Raw genomic sequence first — 22,437 nt, 5'->3', positions numbered from 1 at the left:
GAAAAGCTTTCGACTACATTAGCGCGCCTCGACAGACTGAACAGTTTGCCGAGACACGGTGAAGTGTCCGAGTGGCTTAAGGAGCACGCCTGGAAAGTGTGTATACAGGAAACTGTATCGAGAGTTCGAATCTCTCCTTCACCGCCACATTCTGCAAACACAAACCCCTGATTTTCCTAGAGAAAGTCGGGGGTTTGTGGTTTTTGGCGTCTGGAAAAAGGCGATATGGGGCCGGCGGGCGACTTCCCGCGTGCTGGCGGCAACCACGCATAGGAGCCAGGCTCAGGTGCCCACGCCGTTCCACCAAACAGCATCGGGCAACCTCACAGCAGTATCGAGCAAAAGCTTCCGAGCCCATGCCGTTAAGGTTCCTCTTGAAGAGGTTCCTATCAACGTATTGTTGTGAGAGAAAGATCATGACCCCATGGATGAGTTTGGCTGTGCGCCTTCAGGCTGTCGCGCTGTGTTTGGTGCTTTCAACGAACACGGTTTCAGCGTCGCAAGCCGCTGACCAAAACATCAATACCGACCTGGTGCGCCAAGCATTTACCCACTGGCAACAAGGCCAAGGCACGGTTTTCGATCTGCTGGCGCCCGACGCAACGTGGACCGTATCTGGATCAAGCCCGGTTTCTGGTGTGTATAACAGCAAGACGGATTTAATCGAACGAGCCGTACGACCGATCACCGCTCGGCTGGCAACGCCCATTTCCCCTACCGTGCAAAGCATTGTGGCTGAGGGCGATGTCGTAGTGGTTCTCTGGAAGGGAGAGGCCATGGCCCTTGACCGCAAGCCCTACAACAACACTTACCTGTGGCACATGACACTCAAGGATGGCCAGATCACAGAGGTAACAGCCTTTCTGGACACCTACGTGTTGAATGACCTTATGCGTCGGGTTGATCCTGTTCGGTAATAGACCGCAAAAAGACGGCTCGTTGAATAAACGAGCCGTTTTTTTATGCCGGTGTTATCAAGGCAAGGGGCTGGCTATCAAAGATGATCCGCATCAATCACAGCCTTGGCAAACGCTTGCGGATCTTCCTGCGGCAAGTTGTGGCCGATGCCGCCGCTGATCAACCGGAACTCGTACTTGCCGGTGAAGCGCTTGGCGTAATCCTCGGGAGCTGGGTGCGGCGCGCCGTTGGCATCGCCTTCAAGGGTGATGGTCGGCACGCTGATGGAGGGCGCCGTCGCCAGTTTCTGTTCCAGCGCGTCGTATCGGGTCTCGCCCTGGACCAAACCGAGACGCCAACGGTAGTTGAATACGGTGATCTCGACGTGGTCGGGGTTTTCCAGCGCCTTGGCGCTGCGGTCGAAGGTGGCGTCATCGAATGCCCATTTGGGCGACGCCAGTTGCCAGATCAACTTGGCGAAGTCGTGGGTATTTTTCTCGTACCCGGCGCGGCCACGGTCGGTGGCGAAATAAAACTGATACCACCACTGCAACTCGGCCTTGGGTGGCAGCGGGTTCTGGCCGGCGGCCTGGTTGCCGATCAGATAGCCGCTGACCGCGACCAGCGCCTTGACCCGCTCCGGCCACAGGGCCGCGACGATGTCCGCCGAACGTGCGCCCCAATCGTAGCCACCGAGCACAGCTTGCTTGATTTTCAGTGCATCCATGAAGTCGATCACGTCACTGGCCAACGCGGCTGGTTGACCGTTGCGAAGCGTTTTTTCGGACAGGAAATGCGTATCGCCGTAGCCCCGGGCATAGGGCATCAGCACGCGGTATCCCTTTGCTGCGAGCAAGGGCGCGACTTCGTCATAGCTATGAATGTCGTACGGCCAGCCGTGCAGCAGAATCACCACCGGCCCATCGGCGGGGCCGGTTTCGGCGTACGCCACGTTCAGCAGACCGGCCTTGATATGCTTCAGCGCACCGAACGGGGAGGGCGTTGTATGCGTGATGCCGGACTTGTTCGCGGTTGGCTGCGCGGCGCTGGTGGATTTCCCGTGGGCTACCCCGAGCGCGCCGAACAGACTGAGAGCGAGGATGGATGAGCCGAGCAGGCGGCGATGGGTTTTACCGGTTTTGCTGTGCTGCAGTGCCGTTTTCATGGTGATGCCTCCATTGCGAGCCATGGGTCAGGGGCTCTGGTTGATGCCCTTGAAACCTTGGGTGCATTTGAACGGGGCAACGTATCCGGGCTGTGTCGAATGGGAGGTAAAAGTGCAAGGTTATGTAGCGATGTATCCTCGGGATACACGAGGATACATCGCAGCAAGATTGCCGGCGGCTAACGATTTTGGCCGGCTGCAGGATCGTTCTGTCGCAGATAATAATTGTCGAACTCACCGCTTTCGATGAGTTGGAAACCGTGACGAATGTAGAAGCGATTCGACGCGCTTTCTTTGAGAGCGCCCACTCGTAATGGCAGCGCAGCGGCATCCGCCTCTTTGAATATTTGGCTGAGAACAGCAGAGCCTATTCCTGATCCCTGCGCGTCAGGGTGCACGTACAAGTGGTCAAGCAAGAGTTCATTGTCGTGACGTTTGATGACTACGAACCCCACCCTCTGTCCTGTTACCACGATGTGGCGTGTGCAGTCTGGTTTAAAACCGCCTAGAAATCGCTCGCGTGCGCGCACGGGATCAAATCGCCCGACACGCTCAAGACTTTCGCGCATGGCTTCGATTCTGACGGCTACCAGATCGTCCAGGTCGCTGTTTTGAGCGGGGACCAAGGTGACAAGCGAATGGGGTGTGAGGGGCATTATTTCGTGCTCTATCATTTTGCCGAAAGACGTTGATCAGTGTGAGATTGTTGCCTGCCGAGTGCGGCATCCTGGGCGCGCGAGGGGCCGGATAAAAACCGGGATCAGGCATATCCCGGTGGAAGCCGGGTCGCCACATGGTTCCAGCATCTGGCGATCTCCACGGCAATACTGCCGCTGGGTTTTCGGACCTCGAGTTGATCATTTATCGTGAGCTGCTCCAGCAGCCACTCATCCGTCCATCCCGCCCATTCGCCTGCGACGGACCTGAGGTTGGCTTCCAGGACCGGGAACACTTCATTCCATAGGATGCTGTGGATTACCTTAGGTGAATAGCCGGTTTCAAGGATCACGCGAGCGATGTAGTCGTAGGTTAATTCGTCGATCTCGGTGTCGAGAAACAGTGATGAAAGGGCTTGCCAGATTTTCAGGCGATTGGGGTCAGCGGTTTTCATGCTTTGACTCTTTTTGTTGATGGCAAGGCTGGGCGTGTTCGTTTGAGTAATCGGCAATAGCATCCGTGGTTCAGCCTTCGGCCTGGACGTCTTGAAACTATCTTTCTGTCGTGGTTTCTGTCCATTGTCATGCGTCTATGATCACTGATCACCCGGAGCGAGAACTTGAAATGGATGCCTACATTCGCCTCGCAACAGTCGAGGACGCGCAAGCAATAAGCAACGTTGTGATCAGCGCTCTGCGTCAGTCCAATACGAAAGATTATCCGGCCGATGTAATCGTCCGGGTAGAGCAGAACTTTTCTCCACTGGCGATTGAGCGATTGATGGTGCGGCGTCGGATGTATGTGGCATCTGTCGATCAGCGTGTCGTCGCGACTGCCAGCCTCGATGGAGATGTGATCAGAAGTGTTTTTGTAGCGCCGCGGTATCAAAGAGCAGGCCTTGGCAGACGGCTAATGTCGGTCATTTGTTCAGCCGCTCTCGACATGGGTCTGGTCACTTTGCATGTGCCATCCTCCATCACGGCAGAGAGCTTTTACACAGAGCTGGGATTTCAGAAGGTACGTGACGAATTTGACGGTGCTGAACGCACGATCATCATGCGTAAATCCATGATGGAAACCACCCCCACGATTCAGACCCGCCGTCTTATCCTCACGCCTTTACAACTGGCCGATGCACCAGCTATCCAACAGCTGTTTCCTCATTGGGAAGTGGTGCGTTATCTCGACAGTCGCGTGCCATGGCCCTATCCGGAAGACGGCGCGCTGACGTACGTTCGCGACCATGCGCTTCCCGCCATTGCGGCCGGGCGCGAGTGGCATTGGATGATCCGTACTTGCGAAGATCCGGCACATTGCATCGGTAGCATCAGCCTGTACGATCAACCGGGCAACAACCGAGGTTTTTGGCTGGCGCCTCAATGGCAGGGCAAAGGCTACATGCGCGAAGCCTGTGAAGTTATCAACGCCTATTGGTTTGAAAACCTGGGGCGTCCCGTCATGCAAGTCCCCAAGGCGGTGGGCAATCATGCTTCGCGTAAAGTTTCGGAACACGAAGGCATGCGCATGATTGCAACGCGGCAGGGCAATTTTGTCTGTGGGCCGTTGCTACAGGAAGTTTGGGAAATGACGCGGGAGGCATGGCTTGAGAAAAAAGCGGCTTTGGGGCCTTTGAGCAGGGTGCAATGAGCTTGGTCGCCTTTGACGACCATTAATTACAGTCGCCAGACCTGAATATGCCTACAGGGTAAAGGAGTGTGAAATGGATATTCCACAGGGCTTCAAACCGTTATTTCGGAGCAGTCCTTTTCTTGATCTACTGGGCCCTTTCCACTATCGGGAAAACGCCGAAGGATTCACCGTTGGGATTCGGATCGAGGAGAAACACACTAATGCGCGTGGACTCGCTCACGGAGGGTTGTTCATGGCGCTGGCTGACATTGCTTTGGGCTACAGCGCTGCCTTCTCGAAAGATCCGCCCCTCAAGCTCGTGACGACCACAATGACCACTGATTTCGCCGGCTCCGCTAAGGTCGGTGATTGGTTGGAGGCGGCTGTCGATATTCAAAAATCCGGTAGCCGACTGGTTTTCGCCAATACCTATATAAGCGCTGGAGAGGAGCGCGTGGTGCGAGCCAGTGCGTCTTTTCTTGTGGTTGGTTGAAGCGTCAGCACATTTTTGGACGTAGTAACGGGGTCATTTCAGAAGGCAATCAGCGAAGTATCACAGAGTGTCTGTCGCCAGCGGTTTTCGGGTAAATCCGTTAACGACGATGTACAGCAATGGACCGATCGATACGAAGAACGCTGTGATCAACAAGTATGGCAGCAAGGACAGGAGCGATCTGCCTTTGGAGCGCGAGTCTCTGTACATCCAGAGGCATGCCATAAACCCGAGGAGATAGAGGTCGATGACCACCTGCGCAGTATCTGGGCTAGACATGAGTTCGACTCCGAACGCCAGGAGCGATTGCTCAGCGAGGAATAAAGTACTCGCCGTATAAAGGGAAAAAAGCAGCAGCGTGACAAGTGCTATGTAGGGTTTTTTCACTTTGCCCTCCTTGGACAAGATCATCGGTCAGTTGAGTCAGGCTAGTGATATGACCGCCCTGGCTGCAATGACCTCTGAGGTCATGGACGCCGCCCACCCGAAATGCCAGAGTCAGCGCATGAGCAGCCAACCTTTTCCTCGAACAACGCCCCCCGTCGCAGCGGGTGTGCAACTGCGTCAGTTGCGCCAACAAGCCGGGTTAAGTCAGCTGGACCTCGCATTGATTAGCGGAGTTTCTCAGCGCCATCTCAGTTGTATCGAAACGGGCCGTGCCAAACCGAGTCCTAGCACCCTACATAACTTATTGACGACATTGGACGCTCCTTTGGAGCGGTGTAACGAGATCTTTCTCGCCTGCGGCTATGCCCCGCGTTACGAAGCGACGCCGCTTACCTCACCGTCAATGGAAGTGGTGCGTGATGCCATCAATCATGTGCTTCACGCCAACAACCCTGCCCCGGCGATCGTCCTGGGTAGCCACTGGGAAGTTCTTGCAGCTAACGCCAGTACCGGTGTGTTGTTTGATCTAGTGGGCCTTGCCAAAGACGCAACGCAAGGGCTGAACCTGTTAGTGACGCTCCTGCAACCAGGCGGTTTGGGCGATCATTTGAACAATGCCGAGGAAATAAAATGGGTGGCCTGGCAACGGGCAACTCGAGAGGCCCTGAACAATCCCGGACTGGCCGATATTCTGCAAAGCCTACCAGTGCCGGACAGCCTTTCAACGCTGTCTGACGAACTTCCACCCCTGTTGCTGACGCGAGTCAACTCGTTGCATGGGGAACTGAAATTCATGTCGACCTTCACCACCTTCGGCATGCCGCTGGACATCACGATGAGTTCATTGCGTATTGAGCACTTGATTCCTGCCGATGCGAAAACCTGGGAAGTTATGACCGATGCTTACGAAAGATCGCTGCAAGGAAGCACACATGGAACCGACATTTAATCGAATCATGCTGTACGTACGGAACGTCCCGGCAACCTGCGCTTTCTATGAGCAACATTTCGGCTTTGTCAGTGAAAAGCATGCCGATGATCGCGTCACGGAATTGAGGTCTGTAAACGGAGGCGCGATTCTGATGGTTCATTCGGCAGGGAAGGGCGTTAAAACGGGGCAGGTCACAGTCAAGCTTGTTTTTGATACCCGGGATGTTGAGGGCTTCAAGGAGAAGTGCCTGGCCCAAGGCTTGAAGTTTGGCGCCACCCACAAGGCCGACGGCTATTCATTCGCCAATGCCAAAGACCCTGATGGCAACACCATCTCTATTTCCAGTAGAGCGTTTGCATGCCGCTGAGCTTTCATAAAATGCACGCCAATGGCGATGATTTTATTGTCGTGGACGCGCGAAACTCAGCCAACCCCATAACCAGTGCCCTGGCCCGGCGGATGGGTGATCGCAACCGAGGCATCGGTTTCAATCAACTCGCGGTGATGCTCGATTGTGAGGATGCAGACGCACGCCTGATGTTCTGGAATGCAGATGGCTCCACGCTGGACGTTTGCGGCAGCGCGACGCGGGGCGCTGCGGATCGGCTGATGCGCGAATCGAATTTGACTTCGATAACGCTGCGCACCCATCGCGGTCTGCTCACGTGCGAACGAATTTCAACCGGCGCAATTTCCGTCAACATGGGGCAGCCGCTTTTCGGCTGGTCGGACATTCCCCTGGCTGGGGACCTGGACAGCGCTGTTCTGCCACTGGCGGGTAGCCCGATAGCGTGCAGCATGGGCAACCCACACTGCACTTACTTTGTGGATGATCTGGCCGACGTTGATATCGCGACAGTCGGACCGGCAATTGAAAGCAGTGCGCTGTTCCCGCTCAAGACCAACGTGCATTTCGTTCAGGTCATCAATCGAAAGCACATTCGTTTGCGCATATGGGAACGGGGCGGTGGCATCGCACTGGGCTCAGGTTCCTGCTCTTGCGGCGCCGCTGTGAACGGGATTCGTCGTGGCTTGCTGGATCACTGTGTTGAGGTTGAATGTGATGGTGGAAGCGTGACGGTTCAATGGGATGGCCGGGGACCGGTGTTTCTCATCGGGCCGGTAGAGGCAACGTTTTCCGGAGTTATTCCCGATAGTTTTCAGCAAATCTCCACCTGATAGCGAAAAGTGTCAGCTGCGCCGCGCGACAGTCGGTATTCCAGCGGTTGACGGTCGTAGCCCAGGGCCACCCGTTCAACTACCACCACTGGGCTGCCGGCGGTGACTCCCAGCGTGGCGGCCAGTGGCTCATCGGCCGAGGTGACGGTGAGGGTTTCCCGGGCTGATGCGACGCGCATGCCGCAGCGTTCTTCGTAGAAGGGGTAGAGCAGGGTGCCGAAGTCGTTCAGGTCGGTGTCGAGCAGGGCGCCAAATTGAGCGGCCGGTAGCCAGATCTGCTCGTGGAACAGCGGCCGGCCGTTGATGAGGCGCAGACGCTCCAGGCGGATGGTGGCGTCGTGCTCGGTCAGATTCAGCGCCTGGCGCACGTGGGCGTCCGGGGGTTCCTGGGTGCGACTCAGGATGCGGCTTTGCGGCACTTGGGATTGACCGCTGGCATCGACCTGTCGAAAGAAACGAAACAGTGAACCGTCGAAGTTGGGCCGGCGCACGAACGTGCCACGGCCCTGGACGCGCAGCAGCAACCCTTCCCCGACCAGCGTTTCCACCGCTTTGCGTACCGTGCCTACCGCAACGCCATAGTGGCGGGTCAGTTCTGCCTCGGTAGGAATGGCTTCACCGGGCAGCCATTCGCCTGCGGCGATTTTCGCCAGCATCTCTTCGCGCAATCGTTGATAGAGCGGCAGTCGCTCGTCATGTCCAAGGTGTGTAAGGGCCATACCGTCAATCCGAATCCAAGCAATGCGCCACTTTACCTCACTCGTCGCGTTGACAGGGCTGGTTGTTTATAGATATGGTCATCCAGTCATCTATATGAATTTCAGGTCTGTAATCACCTTACATACCTGGCGGGCTCCCACAAAAAATCAACAAAGGCAGCTTCTGATGTCCCTGTCGTTCGAAGGCATAGATACTCACGCCCACATATTCCGGCATGACTTGCCCATGGCGAGTGATCGTCGCTACAGCCCTGATTACGACGCCTTGGCCGAGCACTATCTGGGGCACCTGGATCGCTGCAGACTTGCCCAGGGTGTGCTCATCCAGCCGAGCTTTTTGGGAACCGACAACCGTTTCATGGTCGAGGCCCTGCAACGTTACCCGCAGCGTTTGCGAGGCATCGCGGTGGTCGAACCGGACATCGAGGATGCACAGCTCCAAGCTTTGGCCAAGGCTGGCGTGGTAGGGGTTCGCTTGAATCTGATCGGCAAGGCGCCGCAGGACTACACCGATGCCCGCTGGCAGACGTTTTACCAGCGACTGGCGCGGCTTGGCTGGCAGGTTGAGATCCAGTGCGGATTCGACGCTTTGGTCCTCGTTGTGCCGTTCGTTCTGGCGAGCGGCGTCACGGTAGTCGTGGACCACTTTGGTCTTCCCTCCAATGGTATCGACCCGAGTAACCCTGCCCATCAGGGCTTCCTGGCCTTGCTCGGCGAGGACCGGCTGTGGGTCAAGTTGTCTGCCGCCTATCGCAGCCAGTCAGACCTGCCCCGCGCGGCTTGCATGTTGGCGCAATTGCGCCAGGCGTGTGGCGGTATGGATCGTTTTGTCTGGGGCAGCGATTGGCCCCATACCCAGTTCGAGACGCGCACCGGCTACGACGCGCAATTGGCCTTTCTGCACGCCTTGCTTCCCGACCCGCTCGAGCGCCGGCAGGTGTTGGTAGATAACCCCACGATCCTGTTCGGCTTTGCTGCGTCGACGCGTTGAACTCCCCATAACAAAATAATACGGAACACACATCATGATGAGCCTGTACGTCGTCGCCGCGATCGTTCTTGCTGTCGCGCTGGGATACACCACCAAAATCAACATCGGCCTGTTCGCCATTGCCTTTGCCTATCTACTGGGCTGTTTCGGCATGGGCTTGAGTCCTTCCGAAATCATCGCCATGTGGCCGCTGAAGATTTTCTTCATCATCTTCTCGGTCTGCCTGTTCTACAGCTTCGCCATCGTCAACGGCACGCTGGAGAAACTGGCCGAACACTTGCTCTATCTCTGTCGTAACGTGCCGCACCTGTTGCCTTATGCGGTGTTCCTGACCGCTTGCCTGATTGCCGGGCTCGGCGCGGGTTACTACACGGTGCTGGCTTTCATGGCCCCGCTGACACTGCTGCTGTGCCAGCGCACGGGCATGAGCCTGATACTCGGTGGCATGGCGGTGAACTACGGGGCCCTGGGCGGTGCCAATTTCGTGTCCAGCCAGAGCGGCATCATTTTCCGAGGCCTGATGACCGGCCTGGGTGTTCCCGAAAGTGAAGCCTTCATCAATGGCCTGGCCATCTTTGCCAGCACCATGGTTATTCCGCTGGTGGTCATCACCGCGTTCGTGTTCTTCGCTGGCCACGGCCGTGCGCTGAAGAATGCGGCGGTCGCGATCGAGACGCCGAGCCCGCTCAACCGTGAGCAGAAAATTACCTTGTGGCTGACCTTGTTGATGATGCTGATCGTGTTGGCCGGCCCCATCGCGCATATCCTGTTCCCGGACAATGCGACGGTGACGTTCGTTAACTCGAAGGTGGACATTGGCCTGATCGCCAGCGTGTTCTCGGTGATCGCGTTGATGCTCAAGCTGGGCGACGAGCGCAAAGCCATCGCCTCGCTGCCGTGGGGCACACTGATCATGATTTGTGGTGTGGGCATGCTGATTTCGGTAGCGATCAAGGCCGGTGCCATCGACGCTTTGGCATCGTGGATTGGCGGCAATATCCCACCGGTGCTGGTAGCCTTGGTGTTCGGTGTCGTCGCCGCGTTGATGTCGATTTTCGCCAGCACTTTGGGGGTGGTCACACCTGCGTTGTTCCCCATGGTGCCGCCGCTGGCCGCCGCCATGTCGATCGACCCCATGGTGCTGTTCATCAGCATCGTGGTTGGCGCCCAAGCCACCTCTATCTCGCCGTTCTCCTCCGGCGGCAGCCTGATCCTGAGCTCCTGCGCCGATGAGCAGAGCCGAACCCGGCTGTTTCCCCAATTGCTGCTGCGTGCCGCGCCCATCGGCTTCGTCGCGGCCATGCTGTTTAACCTTGCGCTGACTTTTATCTGAAGAGTTCGTTTTGGCAGGTCTGGGAAGTTGATCGTTCCCACGCTCTGCGTGGGAATGCATCCCGTGACGCTCTGCGTCATCTTCCAGAAGCGGAACGCGGAGCGTCCCTGGCGACATTCCCACGCAGGAGCGTGGGAACGATCGAGGTGCGATTCACTCAAGACCTGCCTGAACCACTGTGGCGAGGGAGCTTGCTCCCGCTGGGCTGCGCAGCAGCCCCACTTTCACCGCCATTGCTGATGCGACTGGCGCTTAAGATCGAAGACTCAGCTCTCAGGGGTTATGACTGACTCTGGAGCGGGTTCAGCAGCCAGTTTTAACCGGTCAGCCTTACTGATGTATTTGGATTTCTTCGGCGGGGCCAGTTTGGCACTCGCCTTTTTTGCGTGAGCTTTCAGTAACTGATTTATTTTTTTACGACGATTCATACTTTTCTACTCGGTTTGCAAAGTCTTGGATGATGGTGACAGTTTGGTGTGAAGCCTGGCAGTGATTTTGCGCTTCCCAGCCGGCCTTACTGCCCAGAAACCTACCCCCAACCCTCAAGCCGCATGGTCGCACGTACCAGGCGTTGCTCTTCCTGTTCGATCTCCTTGAGGTTGTCGCGGATGCTGTGGATGTGTTCGCGCGCAGCGCGCTGAGCTTGTTCTGGCAGGCGCTCGATGACGGCGTGATAGAGCCGGGCGTGCTGGCGGTCGATCTGGCGTTTTTGCATGGGGCGATGGTAGAGGTTGTTGACCGAGGCGAACACCGTACTGAGCATCAAATCGGTCAACGACTGCAGGGTGTGCAGCAACACCGGGTTGTGCGAGGCCTCGCAGATCGCCAGGTGGAAGGCGTGGTCAAGGCGGGCATGTTCGCGCGGCTCGGCAGGTACTGGTTGGCTGTGGGCAGCGAGCATTTCTTCGTAGCGCCGGGTGAGCAGGACAAAGTCTGCATCGGTGCCGCGCAAGGCGGCCAGGCGCGCTGATTCGGCTTCCAGCAGTGCGCGCACTTCCAGAAGATCAAACAGGGTGCGCGGCTGCGAATTGAACAGGTGCATCAGTGGGCTGGCATCGCGGTTCCCGTTCAGCGTGGCCACCCGTGAGTCACGGCCTTGGGCGGTCTCGATAATGCCGCGCCCGCGTAGCACTTTCAGCCCTTCACGCAGGGCCGAGCGGGATATTCCCAGTTTCTCGCACAGACGGCGCTCCGAGGGCAGTGCCTGGCCCACCTTGAGCACGCCATCGACGATCAATCGTTCGATCCGCTCGGCGACCACATCACTGACCTGGCGGCGAACGGCGGATGTTTCTTCGAGCATGTCAGGGGCCTCGGCTAACTGGTAGTACCAGTTCTAAATGGTCATTCACGCTGCGCCCAATATAGCCACTAACCCCTTTATAGGTAAGGCCCTTGGCAAAGACGGGTTAGAGGCTGGCTTGAATAAACTGGTCATACCAGTTTATTCGGTGATAGACGACCACCCTGCAAGGCTCTACATATAGCGCATAACAAGCAACCCGGCTCGCTACCGGCGCGGCAAAAAGAACAATAAAGCGAGAAAGCCTGCCATGAGTATTTTGTACGACGAGCGCGTTGATGGAGCGCTGCCTGAAGTGGACAAGTCAGCGCTGCTGGCTGAACTGCGCCAGCAGCTTCCTGACCTGGAAGTGCTGCACACCCAGGAAGATCTCAAACCCTACGAGTGCGACGGCCTCTCTGCCTACACCACCACGCCGATGCTGGTGGTATTGCCTGAGCGCATCGAACAAGTCGAACGCCTGCTCAAACTCTGTTATCAACGCGGTGTGCCTGTGGTGGCACGCGGGGCAGGGACGGGCTTGTCCGGTGGTGCGCTGCCGTTGGTCCAGGGGATTTTGCTGGTGATGGCGCGCTTCAAGCACATCCTTGAAGTCAATCCAGAAGGGCGCTTCGCTCGCGTTCAGCCGGGCGTTCGTAACCTGGCCATCTCCCAGGCGGCCGCCCCTTACGACCTGTATTACGCACCGGACCCATCCTCGCAGATCGCCTGTTCGATTGGCGGTAACGTCGCCGAGAACGCCGGCGGCGTGCACTGCCTCAAATATGGCCTGACCGTGCACAACCTGCTCAAGGTGGAAATCCTCACGGTTGAAGGCGAGCGCATGACCCTGGGCAGCGAGGCCTTGGATTCCCCCGGTTTTGACCTGCTTGCTTTGTTCACCGGCTCCGAAGGCATGCTGGGGATCATCACTGAAGTCACCGTCAAGCTGTTGCCCAAGCCGCAGGTGGCCAAGGTGTTGCTGGCCAGCTTTGATTCGGTGGAGAAAGCCGGGCGCGCGGTGGGTGAAATCATTGCGGCCGGCATCATCCCCGGCGGCCTGGAGATGATGGACAACCTGGCCATTCGCGCCGCCGAGGACTTTATCCACGCCGGTTATCCGGTAGACGCCGAGGCCATCCTGCTGTGCGAACTGGACGGTGTGGAGGCCGACGTGCACGACGACTGCGAGCGTGTCCGCGCGGTGCTGGGCGAGGCCGGCGCCACCGAAGTGCGCATGGCTCGCGATGAGGTTGAACGGGTCAAGTTTTGGGCCGGGCGCAAGAACGCCTTCCCGGCCGTCGGGCGTATCTCGCCGGACTATTACTGCATGGACGGCACCATTCCACGTCGCGAACTGCCCGGGGTGCTCAAGGGCATCAGTGAGCTGTCCGAGGCGTTCGGCCTGCGTGTGGCCAACGTGTTCCATGCCGGTGACGGCAATATGCACCCATTGATTCTGTTTGATGCCAACCAACCCGGCGAGCTGGAGCGGGCCGAGTCCCTGGGCGGCAAGATTCTCGAACTCTGTGTCAAGGTGGGCGGCAGCATTACCGGCGAACATGGGGTGGGGCGCGAGAAGATCAATCAGATGTGTGTTCAGTTCAACAGTGATGAACTGACCCTGTTTCACGCGGTGAAAGCAGCCTTCGATCCGCGTGGCCTGCTCAACCCCGGCAAGAACATTCCAACCCTGCACCGCTGTGCCGAATTCGGCGCCATGCACGTGCACCACGGCCAACTGCCCTTTCCTGAACTGGAGCGCTTCTAATGGTGATGCAGCACGACTGCGACGCCAGCGAGGCGTTGCTGGAACAAGTCAATCACGCCCTCAACAGTGCTACGGCGTTGCGCATTCAGGGGGGTAACAGCAAGGCGTTTCTCGGTCGCAAGGCCGAAGGCGAAGTGCTCGATACCCGTGCCCACCGCGGCATCGTCAGCTACGACCCGACCGAGTTGGTGATCACCGCCCGCGCCGGCACGCCGCTGGTTGAGCTGGAGGCGGCGCTGGACGCGGCCGGGCAGATGCTCACCTGTGAGCCTGCGCAGTTTGGTGGCGCCGCGACCCTCGGCGGGATGGTTGCGGCAGGTCTGTCGGGCCCGCGCCGGCCTTGGTCCGGCGCGGTTCGTGACCTGGTCCTGGGCACCCGCTTGATCACCGGAACGGGCAAGCACCTGCGCTTTGGCGGCGAGGTGATGAAGAACGTCGCCGGCTACGACCTGTCGCGGCTGCTGGCCGGGAGCTTTGGCTGCCTGGGAGTGATTACCGAGGTGTCGCTCAAAGTGCTGCCCAAGCCGCGCCAGTGCCTGAGTCTGCGGCTGGAGATGGACGCCGCCCTGGCCTTGCGCAAACTGGCCGAGTGGGGTCAGCAACCCATTTCGCTGAGCGCCGCCAGCCATGATGGTCAGGCTTTGCACCTGCGCCTGGAAGGTGGTGAAGGCTCGGTCGCAGCGGCCCGTGAGCGTCTCGGCGGTGAGCTGCTTGAGAGCTCGTACTGGGTTGACCTGCGCGAGCAGCGCCTGGATTTCTTCGCGGACCCGCGCCCGCTCTGGCGATTGTCGGTGCCGACCAACACCGGCGTGCTGGCGCTGCCCGGTGAGCAACTGATCGATTGGAGTGGCGCCCAACGCTGGCTCAAGTCCGATGCCGATGTCGCGCTGATCCGCCAGATCGCCGCCCAAGCCGGTGGTCACGCCACCTGTTTCACCGCCGGCCACTGCGACAGTCCATTCCATCCGCTGGCCGCCCCGTTGCTGCGCTACCACCAACAGCTCAAAACCCAGCTTGACCCCCAGGGAATTTTCAACCCTGGCCGAATGTATCGCGAGGTGTAGTTGTGCAGACCCATCTGAGTGAACAGGCCAAGCACCTGCCCCGCGCCGAAGAAGCCGAAAGCGTCCTGCGCAGCTGTGTGCATTGCGGCTTTTGCAACGCCACCTGCCCGACCTACCAGCTTATCGGTGACGAGCTGGACGGCCCGCGCGGGCGTATTTACCTGATCAAGCAAGTGCTGGAAGGCAACGAAGTCACCGCCAAGACCCAACTGCACCTGGATCGCTGTCTGAGCTGTCGCAACTGCGAGACCACCTGCCCGTCGGGCGTGCAATATCACAATCTGCTGGATATCGGCCGCGCGGTAGTCGATGCCGCCGTGCCGCGCCCGCTGGCTCAGCGCGTATTGCGTCAAAGCCTGCGTGCCGTGGTGCCTCATGCGCGGCTGTTCAAAGGGCTGATTGAGGTCGGCCAGGTTTTCCGTCCGCTGTTGCCGGCCAGCCTCAAGGCCAAATTGCCGCGTACTGCCAGTGCCGCCAAACCCCGCCCCGAGCCACGCTATGCACGCCGTGTGCTGATGCTTGAGGGCTGTGTGCAGCCTGGCCTGGCACCTAACACCAATGCCGCCACGGCGCGGGTGCTCGATCGCCTCGGCATCAGCGTCACGCCGATCAATGAAGCCGGTTGCTGCGGCGCAGTGGACTACCACCTCGACGCCCAAGAGCAAGGCTTGCAGCGTGCGCGGCGCAACATCGATGCCTGGTGGCCCGCCATCGAGCAGGGCGCCGAGGCCATTGTGCAGACCGCCAGCGGCTGCGGCGCCTTCGTCAAGGATTACGGCCATCTGTTGGCGCAGGACCCGGCCTACGCCGAGAAAGCCAGGCGCGTCAGTACGCTGGCCAAAGACCTGGTTGAAGTGCTCAGCGTCGAACCTCTGGAGCAATTGGGTGTGCATGCCGACAAGCGTGTGGCTTTCCACTGCCCCTGCACTCTGCAACATGCGCAGAAGCTGGGTGGCGCCGTGGAGAGCGTGCTCGCTCGCCTCGGGTTCGGTTTGACGGCTGTGCCCGACAGTCACCTGTGTTGCGGCTCCGCCGGGACCTATTCGTTAACCCAGCCGCAGCTGTCCAGGCAGTTGCGCGACAACAAACTCAATGCCCTGGAAAGCGGTAAGCCGCAGGTGATTGTCACCGCCAACATCGGCTGCCAGACCCACCTCGACGGCGCCGGTCGCACCCCTGTGCGGCATTGGATCGAACTGGTCGAAGAAGCCCTGAATTAACCGGAGAACAACATGCTTAGCAAAGCCGTATTGAGCCAGACCGAAGTTAGCAAAATCCTCGCCGCTGCCCGCAGTGAAGCGGAGAAAAACCACTGGGCCGTGAGCATCAGCGTGGTCGACGACGGCGGTCACCCGCTGGCCCTGGAGCGCCTGGATGGCTGCTCACCGATCGCCGCCTACATCGCCGCCGAGAAGGCCCGCAGCGCCGCCATCGGGCGTCGTGAAACCAAAGGTTATGAAGACATGGTCAATGGCGGGCGTAGCGCGTTCCTGTCCGCGCCGCTGCTGACTTCGCTGGAAGGTGGCGTGCCGGTGATTGTCGACGGCCAGGTGATTGGCGCGGTGGGCGTTTCCGGGGTCAAGGCCGATCAGGACGCCCAAGTGGCCAAAGCCGGTATCGCCGCATTGGGCTGATTACAAGGGCTAGGCGCCTGTTCAGTGAGCCGCGCTGACACCTGACGCCGGCCACCTACTGTTTTTTGGAGAGTGAAAATGACTGATCGCGTGAATTGCCAGCGCCTGCAAGTGGCCGTCAACCTGCAACGTTTCGTCGACGAGCAAGTGCTGCCCGGCACCGGGATTGAACGCGAGGCGTTCTGGGCCGGCTTCGACGCCCTGGTGCATGACCTGGCGCCGCACAATCGTGCGCTGCTGGCCGAGCGCGATGCGCTGCAGGCGAAGCTGGACAGCTGGCACCGCGCGCACCCAGGCCCGATCAGCGACATGCCGGCCTATCGCGATTTTCTCGAGTCCATCGGCTACCTGTTGCCGCAGCCAGACACGGTGCGGGTCAGCACCGCCAACGTCGACAGCGAGATCACCCACCAGGCCGGTCCACAGCTGGTGGTGCCGATGATGAATGCCCGCTACGCGTTGAACGCCGCCAACGCGCGCTGGGGTTCTTTGTACGATGCGTTGTACGGTACCGATGCCATCGCTGAAGACGGTGGTGCTCAAAAGGGCCCGGGCTACAACCAAGTGCGTGGTGACAAAGTCATCGCCTTCGCCCGCGCGTTTCTCGATCAGGCAGTGCCTTTACGCATTGGCTCGCATGCCGACTCGGTCAATTACCGAGTCAGTGAGGGGCAACTGCACGTGACCCTGGCTGACGGCACCCAGACCGGTTTGGCCCAGGCCGACAAGTTCGTCGGTTATCAGGGCCAGGCCAGCGCGCCGACAGCGGTGCTGCTGAAAAACAACGGCCTGCACGTGGAAATCCAGATCGATGCCGGTAACCCGATTGGCGCCAGCGATGGCGCAGGGGTCAAGGATCTGCTGGTGGAGTCCGCGCTGTCGACCATTCTCGACTGCGAAGACTCCGTCGCGGCGGTCGATGCGGTCGATAAAGTGCTGATCTACCGCAACTGGCTCGGTCTGATGAAAGGCGACCTCAGCGAAGCGCTGGAAAAGGGCGGCAAATCCATCGTGCGCCGTTTGAACCCGGACCGCGAGTACACCGCTGCCGCTGGCGGAGCGTTGAAGCTGCACGGCCGTTCGTTGCTGTTTGTGCGCAACGTCGGGCACCTGATGAGCAACCCGGCGATCCTCGACGGCGAAGGCCACGAGATCCCCGAAGGCATCCTTGACGGGGTGATGACCAGCTTGATCGCCCTGCATGACCTTCAGCGCCACGGTAACTCGCGTACCGGCAGCATTTATATCGTCAAGCCGAAGATGCACGGCCCGGCTGAAGTGGCCTTTGCCGATCAGTTGTTCACGCGCATCGAAGACCTGCTGCACTTGCCCCGGCACACCCTGAAGATGGGGATCATGGACGAAGAGCGCCGCACCAGTATCAACCTCAAGGCGTGTATCGCCAGCGCGGCGGCGCGGGTGGCCTTCATCAACACCGGCTTCCTCGACCGCACCGGTGATGAGATGCACACCGCCATGGAGGCCGGCGCGATGCTGCGCAAGGGCGACATGAAGAGCAGCGCCTGGATCCAGGCCTACGAGCGCAACAACGTGCTGGTTGGCTTGAGCTGCGGTCTGCGTGGTCGGGCGCAGATTGGCAAGGGGATGTGGGCCATGCCGGACCTGATGGCCGCCATGCTTGAGCAGAAGATCGCCCATCCCCAGGCCGGCGCCAACACGGCCTGGGTCCCGTCGCCGACCGCCGCCACCTTGCATGCCTTGCACTACCACCAGGTGGATGTGCAGGCGGTGCAGCGCGAGCTGGAAGCCATTGGCCTCAACAGTCAGCGCGACGACCTGCTCAATGGCCTGCTCAGCGTGCCGGTGGTGGCCGAGCCTGACTGGAGCGCCAGCCAGATCCAGCAAGAGCTGGACAACAACTGCCAGGGCATCCTCGGTTATGTGGTGCGCTGGGTCGAGCAGGGCGTGGGCTGCTCCAAAGTGCCGGATATCCACAACGTCGGCCTGATGGAAGACCGCGCCACCCTGCGTATTTCCAGCCAACACATCGCTAACTGGCTACACCACAACGTCGTCAGCCAGACTCAAGTGCGCGCAAGCCTTGAGCGCATGGCCAAGGTGGTCGATCAGCAGAACGCCGGCGATCCGCTGTATCGCCCCATGGCCGCCGACTATGCTGCTTCGATGGCGTTTCAGGCCGCCTGCGACCTGGTGTTCAAAGGCCGCGAGCAACCCAGCGGCTACACCGAGCCGCTGTTGCACGCCTGGCGTCTACGGTTCAAGCAACAGGCCTGAGGAGGCACGCTCTTCAATTGTCGAGGGTGCTGCGGTGTGCGTCGTGACCGTAGCCCTGAAAGCCCCTGCGTTAGCGGGGGCGCCGTACAACAGGCCCCGACAGTCCATGGCTGCCGGGGCCCTTGAGCATGAGCGCGGCGACGGGTGATCCCCTGTCGACGCGGTTCGCGGAGCACCTGTGCTCTGGATGCGTGGCGCCGGATACCCCCGGCAAACTGTGGTTCACAACAATAAAAAGGAACCAAAACCATGAGTCAAACACTGCTGTCCATCCTGGCCTTCGTGCCGCTGGTACTGGCGGGCGTGTTACTGATCGGCTTTCGCTGGCCAGCCAAATACGCCATGCCCGTGGTCTTCGTACTGACGGCGCTGATCGGCCTCGGGGCCTGGGACATGACGTGGAATCGGGTCCTGGCGTCCTCGCTGCAGGGCCTCGTCCTCACGGCGGCGATCCTGTGGATTGTTTTCGGCGCCATTTTGTTGCTCAACACCCTCAAACATTCCGGCGGAATCAGTTCCATTCGCCTCGGCTTTGCCAATATCAGCCCGGACCGACGGGTCCAGGCGCTGATCGTGGCCTGGCTGTTCGGCTGCTTCATCGAGGGCGCTTCGGGCTTTGGCACACCTGCGGCGGTAGTCGCACCGTTGATGGTCGCGCTGGGCTTCCCGGCCATGGCCGCGGTGGTACTCGGCATGCTGGTGCAATCCACGCCGGTGTCTTTTGGTGCCGTCGGCACGCCCATGGTGGTCGGGGTCACAGGCGGACTTGACCAGACCGGTCTCGGCGCGCAATTGGCTGCGGTCGGCAGCAACTGGGACATGTTCTTCCATCTGATCGTCTCGCGGGTGGCGATCATCCATGCCCTTTGCGGGATTCTCATGCCGCTGATCATGGTCAGCATCATGACCCGCTTCTTCGGCAAGAACCAATCCTGGCGCGAAGGCCTGGTCATGGCGCCGTTTGCGATCTTCACCGGGCTCGCCTTCGTCATTCCTTACGCCGCCGCTGGGGTGTTCCTCGGCCCGGAATTCCCCTCGATGATTGGTGCCCTGGTGGGCCTGAGCATCGTGATCCCGGCTGCCAAAGCGCGCTTCCTGTTGCCCAAGACCACCTGGGATTTTGCCCCGGCCAGCGAGTGGCCGGCGGAGTGGATGGGCAGGATCGAGATGAAACTCGACGACATGGCCGGCAAGAAAGCGATTTCCGTCCCCATGGCCTGGGCACCCTATGTGCTGCTGGCCGTGTTGTTGGTGCTGTCGCGCAATATTCCACCGCTCAAGGCCTGGCTGCTGTCCCTGAGCTTCGGAGCCAAAGACATTCTGGGTGAGACGGGTGTGTCCGCCAGCCTGGAATTGCTCTACCTGCCAGGTGGCCTGCTCTGCGTGGTGGCGCTGATGACATTCTTCTTGCACCGCATGCGCGCGAGCGAATTGGTAGCAGCGGTGAGCGAATCGAGCAAAACCTTGCTGGGCGCCGGTTTCGTGTTGATCTTCACCATCCCGATGGTGCGTATCCTGATCAACTCAGGGGTGAACGGATCGGACCTGGTGTCGATGCCGGTGGCAATGGCGCGTCTGGTCGCAGACAGTGTCGGCAGCGTGTACCCGTTCTTCGCCCCGGCGGTGGGCGCACTGGGCGCATTCATCGCCGGCTCCAACACCGTGTCCAACCTGATGCTGGCGCAGTTCCAGTTCAACACCGCGCAACTGTTGGGCATCTCCGGCGCGCTGATGGTGGCGTTGCAATCGGTAGGCGCGGCGGCCGGCAACATGATAGCCATCCACAACGTGGTGGCGGCGTCGGCGACAGTCGGCCTGCTGGGCCGCGAAGGCATCACCCTGCGCAAAACCATGCTGCCGACGCTGTACTACATCGTCCTGGCCGGTATCATCGGCATGATCGGCTTCTATCTGCTGGGTATCAGCGATCCGCTGACGAAGTCCTGAAACCTGCAGGCTGCCCGCTGATGGGGCGGGCAGCTTCGGTCAGGCGAGTCGAGCAGGGCTAAAACCAAGCGTATGAATCTCAAGGACGTGCGATGACATTGCGATACAGGCCAGTGATGGTTGATGACATCAAAACCATCTGCAGTTTTCCCCAGGACGCTCGGGAACTGTTTTATATGTTCCCGAAAGCTCAATACCCTCTGACTGAGGTTCAGCTGTCTGACGCGATTAACCAACGATCTGACTCAACGATTTTTGAAAGGGGAAATAACGTCGTCGGTTTTGCCAACTTCTATCGAGCTGAAATGGGTGGGGTTTGTTGTATTGGCAATGTCATCGTCGCTCAACAGGCACGAGGTAAAGGCGTGGCGAGCTTCATTGTGAAGACAATGACAGCGCTGGCTTTCGACCGCTATGACGCTTCAGAGGTGCATATCTCCTGTTTCAATGAAAATACGGCGGGGTTGCTGCTTTATCCGAAACTGGGCTTTTTGCCCTTTGCCATTGAAGAACGCACTGCGCTGGATAATCGTAGATCGGCGCTTATCCATATGTCCTGCGGTAGGGCGGGCCGGTCCTAGTACTCAACTGATCTTCGACTTGTCTGAGAGTTAGGCGTCGAGATCGTCTTCGAAACTTGCTATTTCGTGATTCTTTCACAAGGTGATGAAGCTGTTGTGCTTGTGAACGAAGGGTTCTTGAGCTGCGACATTGTCGCTACGGCGCGTCCGGTCTGAGACTCTTGACCGGCAACTAGTGGGGATTTCAGGCTACCTTGTCGAGAAAACGACGGTTTACCAGAGGGGGAGCAAATGCGTCTTATCGTTAGGGATTGAGCGTTTCTGACAAAGCAGCTTCATAACTCAAGACATACCCGGTGTGAGGGAATCTCGCAGACTGCTTTGGGGGCGAGTGCTGCTTTCGTCATGGGGCATCTTGGCTGATCAACTGACCACTTATCACTTCCCGGCTATCATCCCTACCAATCCCTCAAGATCCGAGACCTTGCCATGCAAGATGGTTACTGGCCCTTTCATCTATTCGGCGCGACCTTCGTCAGTGACGCCGAGGCGCAACAGTATGTATTCGAACAGTGGGAGTCAGAGCCTCCCGAAAGCGCAACCGAGGCCGAGTATTCCGCATGGGAAGACCGCAATCCGACCTGGCGATTGGCCGAGGAACTGGAGTTCCACATGGACCCGGATTTCGTTGAATTTCCCGGCAGCCTAGAAGATGTCATCACGAAAATTCGCTGCCCAGAAGAGAGAGCGCTGGTAAGTTCCAAAGCGGCCGAATTCACCCACTTCATCATGGTCGGTCTGGATGCCATCTGGGGCGATCGACGTTCAAGTTCCACTCAAGTTGAACCTGTAGTGCGTTTGCCGGAAAGCACAGTAGCTATCACTTACCTCGGCAAGTTCAACTAAGCCGCCGGCCGAAAAATTACCCTGCTTGCTCAATCTACCGCGCGCACGGCAGAAATTTTTATCATTCGGCTATCATCAATGCAACTGCACTTTTTACGATTAGGTTCGGATGTTGGGCGCGTCACAGCAGTTTGCTGTGACGTTCAGCTTTCTTGGAGGGATATCATGAAATGGGCTTCGCTCTTGGTATCGGCGGCACTTTTTAGCTCTATCGTCCAAGCTGCGGATGTTTACAAATGCATCACCCCGGATGGCCACGTGATTTTCTCGAACTTCGGGTGCGGAACCGCAAGTGGGAGCGCAGAGCTACAAGAGCTGAAAATCAACAACATGGGGGAGCCCATCAAACCATCATCTGGGCAGCAAAAAAAACTAAGCGTGGATCGGGATTCCTCTCGTAACTCTCCGATTGTAGTCCGGGATTCCGCTGATGAAGATACAAGGGATGGTCGTATCAAGCGACGCTTAAGGGCTCAGGAGGAGTACCTTGACAGCCTGAAACCGAAAGTCCCGGGCGTGACGGTGATCAAGAATAAGGGTAGCGAAACCAATCACGAAAAAGCTATGCGCCTGAGAGAGGAGGCTCGAGAGCTTTACTACCAACAATAATTTTTTTGGATGACGAGTTTGAATTGATAGTCTCGCGTGACCAGGCTTTCGCGCGGCTCAAATTTT

General features: G+C 58.8%; 24 protein-coding genes, 1 tRNA gene and 1 pseudogene. 19 read left to right on the top strand and 7 right to left on the bottom strand.

Features of this window, described 5'->3' with window-relative positions:
* The first annotated feature begins 57 nt into the window (after positions 1-57).
* Both T3A99_RS08960 and T3A99_RS08955 read left to right on the top strand, forming a co-directional pair.
* Positions 58-147, top strand: a tRNA-Ser gene (locus T3A99_RS08960).
* 269 nt (positions 148-416) lie between these two features.
* Positions 417-917, top strand: coding sequence for a nuclear transport factor 2 family protein (locus tag T3A99_RS08955; protein WP_274090953.1), 501 nt, complete (start codon positions 417-419; stop codon positions 915-917).
* A gap of 77 nt (positions 918-994) precedes the next feature.
* Here T3A99_RS08955 and T3A99_RS08950 read toward each other — a convergent pair whose 3' ends face one another.
* From T3A99_RS08950 to T3A99_RS08940, 3 genes are all read right to left on the bottom strand, one after another.
* Positions 995-2,062, bottom strand: a complete 1,068-nt coding sequence (locus tag T3A99_RS08950) for an alpha/beta hydrolase (RefSeq protein WP_316912036.1) — start codon at positions 2,060-2,062, stop codon at positions 995-997.
* A 179-nt stretch (positions 2,063-2,241) separates the two neighbouring features.
* Positions 2,242-2,718 carry a GNAT family N-acetyltransferase gene (locus T3A99_RS08945; RefSeq protein ID WP_076383851.1) on the bottom strand — a complete coding sequence of 159 codons (477 nt, stop codon included), beginning with the start codon at positions 2,716-2,718 and terminating at the stop codon, positions 2,242-2,244.
* A gap of 104 nt (positions 2,719-2,822) precedes the next feature.
* A complete protein-coding gene (locus T3A99_RS08940) occupies positions 2,823-3,173 on the bottom strand; it encodes a hypothetical protein (RefSeq protein ID WP_047228245.1) in 351 nt (116 codons plus the stop codon).
* Between the two features lie 137 nt (positions 3,174-3,310).
* Here T3A99_RS08940 and T3A99_RS08935 point away from each other — a divergent pair.
* The 3 genes and pseudogenes from T3A99_RS08935 to T3A99_RS08925 all read left to right on the top strand — a co-directional run.
* A pseudogene (locus T3A99_RS08935) lies at positions 3,311-3,742 on the top strand (GNAT family N-acetyltransferase); the annotation flags it as partial.
* Between the two features lie 48 nt (positions 3,743-3,790).
* Entirely contained in the window at positions 3,791-4,366 is a 576-nt protein-coding gene (locus T3A99_RS08930; protein ID WP_316913241.1) for a GNAT family N-acetyltransferase, read from the top strand.
* A 73-nt stretch (positions 4,367-4,439) separates the two neighbouring features.
* Positions 4,440-4,841, top strand: coding sequence for a PaaI family thioesterase (locus T3A99_RS08925; RefSeq protein ID WP_316912035.1), 402 nt, complete (start codon positions 4,440-4,442; stop codon positions 4,839-4,841).
* A 60-nt stretch (positions 4,842-4,901) separates the two neighbouring features.
* On the opposite strand, the gene T3A99_RS08920 is transcribed toward T3A99_RS08925, so the two are convergent.
* A complete protein-coding gene (locus tag T3A99_RS08920; protein WP_322834231.1) occupies positions 4,902-5,228 on the bottom strand; it encodes a DUF2834 domain-containing protein in 327 nt (108 codons plus the stop codon).
* Between the two features lie 118 nt (positions 5,229-5,346).
* Here T3A99_RS08920 and T3A99_RS08915 point away from each other — a divergent pair, with 118 nt between their 5' ends.
* Genes T3A99_RS08915 through dapF form a run of 3 tightly spaced genes read left to right on the top strand, consistent with a single transcriptional unit; the run spans position 5,347 to position 7,338 of the window.
* Positions 5,347-6,177: a helix-turn-helix domain-containing protein gene (locus T3A99_RS08915; protein ID WP_316913240.1), complete on the top strand. Its 831-nt coding sequence runs from the start codon at positions 5,347-5,349 to the stop codon at positions 6,175-6,177.
* A complete protein-coding gene (locus T3A99_RS08910) occupies positions 6,161-6,526 on the top strand; it encodes a VOC family protein (RefSeq protein WP_316912033.1) in 366 nt (121 codons plus the stop codon). Before T3A99_RS08915 ends, T3A99_RS08910 begins: the two co-directional genes overlap by 17 nt.
* Positions 6,517-7,338 carry a diaminopimelate epimerase gene (gene dapF, locus T3A99_RS08905; protein WP_316912032.1) on the top strand — a complete coding sequence of 274 codons (822 nt, stop codon included), beginning with the start codon at positions 6,517-6,519 and terminating at the stop codon, positions 7,336-7,338. Before T3A99_RS08910 ends, dapF begins: the two co-directional genes overlap by 10 nt.
* Here dapF and T3A99_RS08900 read toward each other — a convergent pair.
* The gene (locus tag T3A99_RS08900; protein ID WP_316912031.1) at positions 7,320-8,057 is read right to left on the bottom strand and encodes a GntR family transcriptional regulator; all 738 of its coding nucleotides are present in this window, start codon (positions 8,055-8,057) and stop codon (positions 7,320-7,322) included. The genes dapF and T3A99_RS08900 overlap by 19 nt on opposite strands.
* Positions 8,058-8,223: 166 nt before the next feature.
* Between T3A99_RS08900 and T3A99_RS08895 the strand changes: the two genes are divergently transcribed.
* A complete protein-coding gene (locus T3A99_RS08895) occupies positions 8,224-9,048 on the top strand; it encodes an amidohydrolase family protein (RefSeq protein ID WP_316912030.1) in 825 nt (274 codons plus the stop codon).
* Between the two features lie 34 nt (positions 9,049-9,082).
* A complete protein-coding gene (locus tag T3A99_RS08890) occupies positions 9,083-10,381 on the top strand; it encodes an SLC13 family permease (RefSeq protein ID WP_139049486.1) in 1,299 nt (432 codons plus the stop codon).
* A gap of 266 nt (positions 10,382-10,647) precedes the next feature.
* On the opposite strand, the gene T3A99_RS08885 is transcribed toward T3A99_RS08890, so the two are convergent.
* Both T3A99_RS08885 and glcC read right to left on the bottom strand, forming a co-directional pair.
* A complete protein-coding gene (locus T3A99_RS08885; protein WP_076383854.1) occupies positions 10,648-10,809 on the bottom strand; it encodes a DUF2986 domain-containing protein in 162 nt (53 codons plus the stop codon).
* Between the two features lie 101 nt (positions 10,810-10,910).
* A complete protein-coding gene (gene glcC, locus T3A99_RS08880; protein WP_322834230.1) occupies positions 10,911-11,684 on the bottom strand; it encodes a transcriptional regulator GlcC in 774 nt (257 codons plus the stop codon).
* Positions 11,685-11,934: 250 nt separating this feature from the next.
* On the opposite strand from glcC, the gene glcD reads away from it, so the two are divergent.
* From glcD to T3A99_RS08835, 9 genes are all read left to right on the top strand, one after another.
* Positions 11,935-13,434, top strand: a complete 1,500-nt coding sequence (glcD, locus tag T3A99_RS08875) for a glycolate oxidase subunit GlcD (RefSeq protein ID WP_107322042.1) — start codon at positions 11,935-11,937, stop codon at positions 13,432-13,434.
* A gap of 5 nt (positions 13,435-13,439) precedes the next feature.
* Entirely contained in the window at positions 13,440-14,498 is a 1,059-nt protein-coding gene (gene glcE, locus T3A99_RS08870) for a glycolate oxidase subunit GlcE (protein WP_416221549.1), read from the top strand.
* Between the two features lie 2 nt (positions 14,499-14,500).
* Positions 14,501-15,718, top strand: coding sequence for a glycolate oxidase subunit GlcF (gene glcF / locus T3A99_RS08865; protein ID WP_322834228.1), 1,218 nt, complete (start codon positions 14,501-14,503; stop codon positions 15,716-15,718).
* 12 nt (positions 15,719-15,730) lie between these two features.
* The gene (locus T3A99_RS08860; protein WP_047228253.1) at positions 15,731-16,132 is read left to right on the top strand and encodes a heme-binding protein; all 402 of its coding nucleotides are present in this window, start codon (positions 15,731-15,733) and stop codon (positions 16,130-16,132) included.
* 78 nt (positions 16,133-16,210) lie between these two features.
* Positions 16,211-18,388 carry a malate synthase G gene (locus tag T3A99_RS08855; protein ID WP_322834227.1) on the top strand — a complete coding sequence of 726 codons (2,178 nt, stop codon included), beginning with the start codon at positions 16,211-16,213 and terminating at the stop codon, positions 18,386-18,388.
* Between the two features lie 249 nt (positions 18,389-18,637).
* A complete protein-coding gene (locus T3A99_RS08850; RefSeq protein WP_322834226.1) occupies positions 18,638-20,335 on the top strand; it encodes an L-lactate permease in 1,698 nt (565 codons plus the stop codon).
* A gap of 92 nt (positions 20,336-20,427) precedes the next feature.
* Positions 20,428-20,916 (top strand): GNAT family N-acetyltransferase, encoded by a 489-nt coding sequence (locus tag T3A99_RS08845; protein ID WP_047228256.1) that lies wholly within the window; start codon positions 20,428-20,430, stop codon positions 20,914-20,916.
* Positions 20,917-21,345: 429 nt separating this feature from the next.
* Complete coding sequence (locus T3A99_RS08840) at positions 21,346-21,762, top strand: hypothetical protein (protein ID WP_047228257.1); 417 nt, start codon at positions 21,346-21,348, stop codon at positions 21,760-21,762.
* A gap of 165 nt (positions 21,763-21,927) precedes the next feature.
* Positions 21,928-22,371 carry a DUF4124 domain-containing protein gene (locus tag T3A99_RS08835; protein ID WP_047228258.1) on the top strand — a complete coding sequence of 148 codons (444 nt, stop codon included), beginning with the start codon at positions 21,928-21,930 and terminating at the stop codon, positions 22,369-22,371.
* Positions 22,372-22,437: the final 66 nt, after the last annotated feature.

This window comes from Pseudomonas sp. N-137 (assembly GCF_034555295.1).
Lineage (GTDB): Bacteria > Pseudomonadota > Gammaproteobacteria > Pseudomonadales > Pseudomonadaceae > Aquipseudomonas > Aquipseudomonas rhizophila.
Note: the sequence above shows the minus strand (reverse complement) of the source record. Positions and strands in the feature narration are given on the sequence as shown.

Coding starts and splice junctions, on each gene's coding strand:
- glcC (WP_322834230.1), bottom strand. CDS start 11,684: ATGCTCGAAGAAACATCCGCCGTTCGCCGCCAGGTCAGTGATGTGGTC.
- T3A99_RS08845 (WP_047228256.1), top strand. CDS start 20,428: ATGACATTGCGATACAGGCCAGTGATGGTTGATGACATCAAAACCATC.
- T3A99_RS08895 (WP_316912030.1), top strand. CDS start 8,224: ATGTCCCTGTCGTTCGAAGGCATAGATACTCACGCCCACATATTCCGG.
- T3A99_RS08940 (WP_047228245.1), bottom strand. CDS start 3,173: ATGAAAACCGCTGACCCCAATCGCCTGAAAATCTGGCAAGCCCTTTCA.
- T3A99_RS08850 (WP_322834226.1), top strand. CDS start 18,638: ATGAGTCAAACACTGCTGTCCATCCTGGCCTTCGTGCCGCTGGTACTG.
- T3A99_RS08885 (WP_076383854.1), bottom strand. CDS start 10,809: ATGAATCGTCGTAAAAAAATAAATCAGTTACTGAAAGCTCACGCAAAA.
- T3A99_RS08915 (WP_316913240.1), top strand. CDS start 5,347: ATGAGCAGCCAACCTTTTCCTCGAACAACGCCCCCCGTCGCAGCGGGT.
- T3A99_RS08855 (WP_322834227.1), top strand. CDS start 16,211: ATGACTGATCGCGTGAATTGCCAGCGCCTGCAAGTGGCCGTCAACCTG.
- T3A99_RS08910 (WP_316912033.1), top strand. CDS start 6,161: ATGGAACCGACATTTAATCGAATCATGCTGTACGTACGGAACGTCCCG.
- T3A99_RS08860 (WP_047228253.1), top strand. CDS start 15,731: ATGCTTAGCAAAGCCGTATTGAGCCAGACCGAAGTTAGCAAAATCCTC.
- dapF (WP_316912032.1), top strand. CDS start 6,517: ATGCCGCTGAGCTTTCATAAAATGCACGCCAATGGCGATGATTTTATT.
- glcD (WP_107322042.1), top strand. CDS start 11,935: ATGAGTATTTTGTACGACGAGCGCGTTGATGGAGCGCTGCCTGAAGTG.
- T3A99_RS08950 (WP_316912036.1), bottom strand. CDS start 2,062: ATGAAAACGGCACTGCAGCACAGCAAAACCGGTAAAACCCATCGCCGC.
- glcE (WP_416221549.1), top strand. CDS start 13,440: ATGCAGCACGACTGCGACGCCAGCGAGGCGTTGCTGGAACAAGTCAAT.
- T3A99_RS08955 (WP_274090953.1), top strand. CDS start 417: ATGACCCCATGGATGAGTTTGGCTGTGCGCCTTCAGGCTGTCGCGCTG.
- T3A99_RS08930 (WP_316913241.1), top strand. CDS start 3,791: ATGGAAACCACCCCCACGATTCAGACCCGCCGTCTTATCCTCACGCCT.
- T3A99_RS08925 (WP_316912035.1), top strand. CDS start 4,440: ATGGATATTCCACAGGGCTTCAAACCGTTATTTCGGAGCAGTCCTTTT.
- T3A99_RS08835 (WP_047228258.1), top strand. CDS start 21,928: ATGAAATGGGCTTCGCTCTTGGTATCGGCGGCACTTTTTAGCTCTATC.
- T3A99_RS08900 (WP_316912031.1), bottom strand. CDS start 8,057: ATGGCCCTTACACACCTTGGACATGACGAGCGACTGCCGCTCTATCAA.
- T3A99_RS08945 (WP_076383851.1), bottom strand. CDS start 2,718: ATGCCCCTCACACCCCATTCGCTTGTCACCTTGGTCCCCGCTCAAAAC.
- T3A99_RS08890 (WP_139049486.1), top strand. CDS start 9,083: ATGATGAGCCTGTACGTCGTCGCCGCGATCGTTCTTGCTGTCGCGCTG.
- T3A99_RS08840 (WP_047228257.1), top strand. CDS start 21,346: ATGCAAGATGGTTACTGGCCCTTTCATCTATTCGGCGCGACCTTCGTC.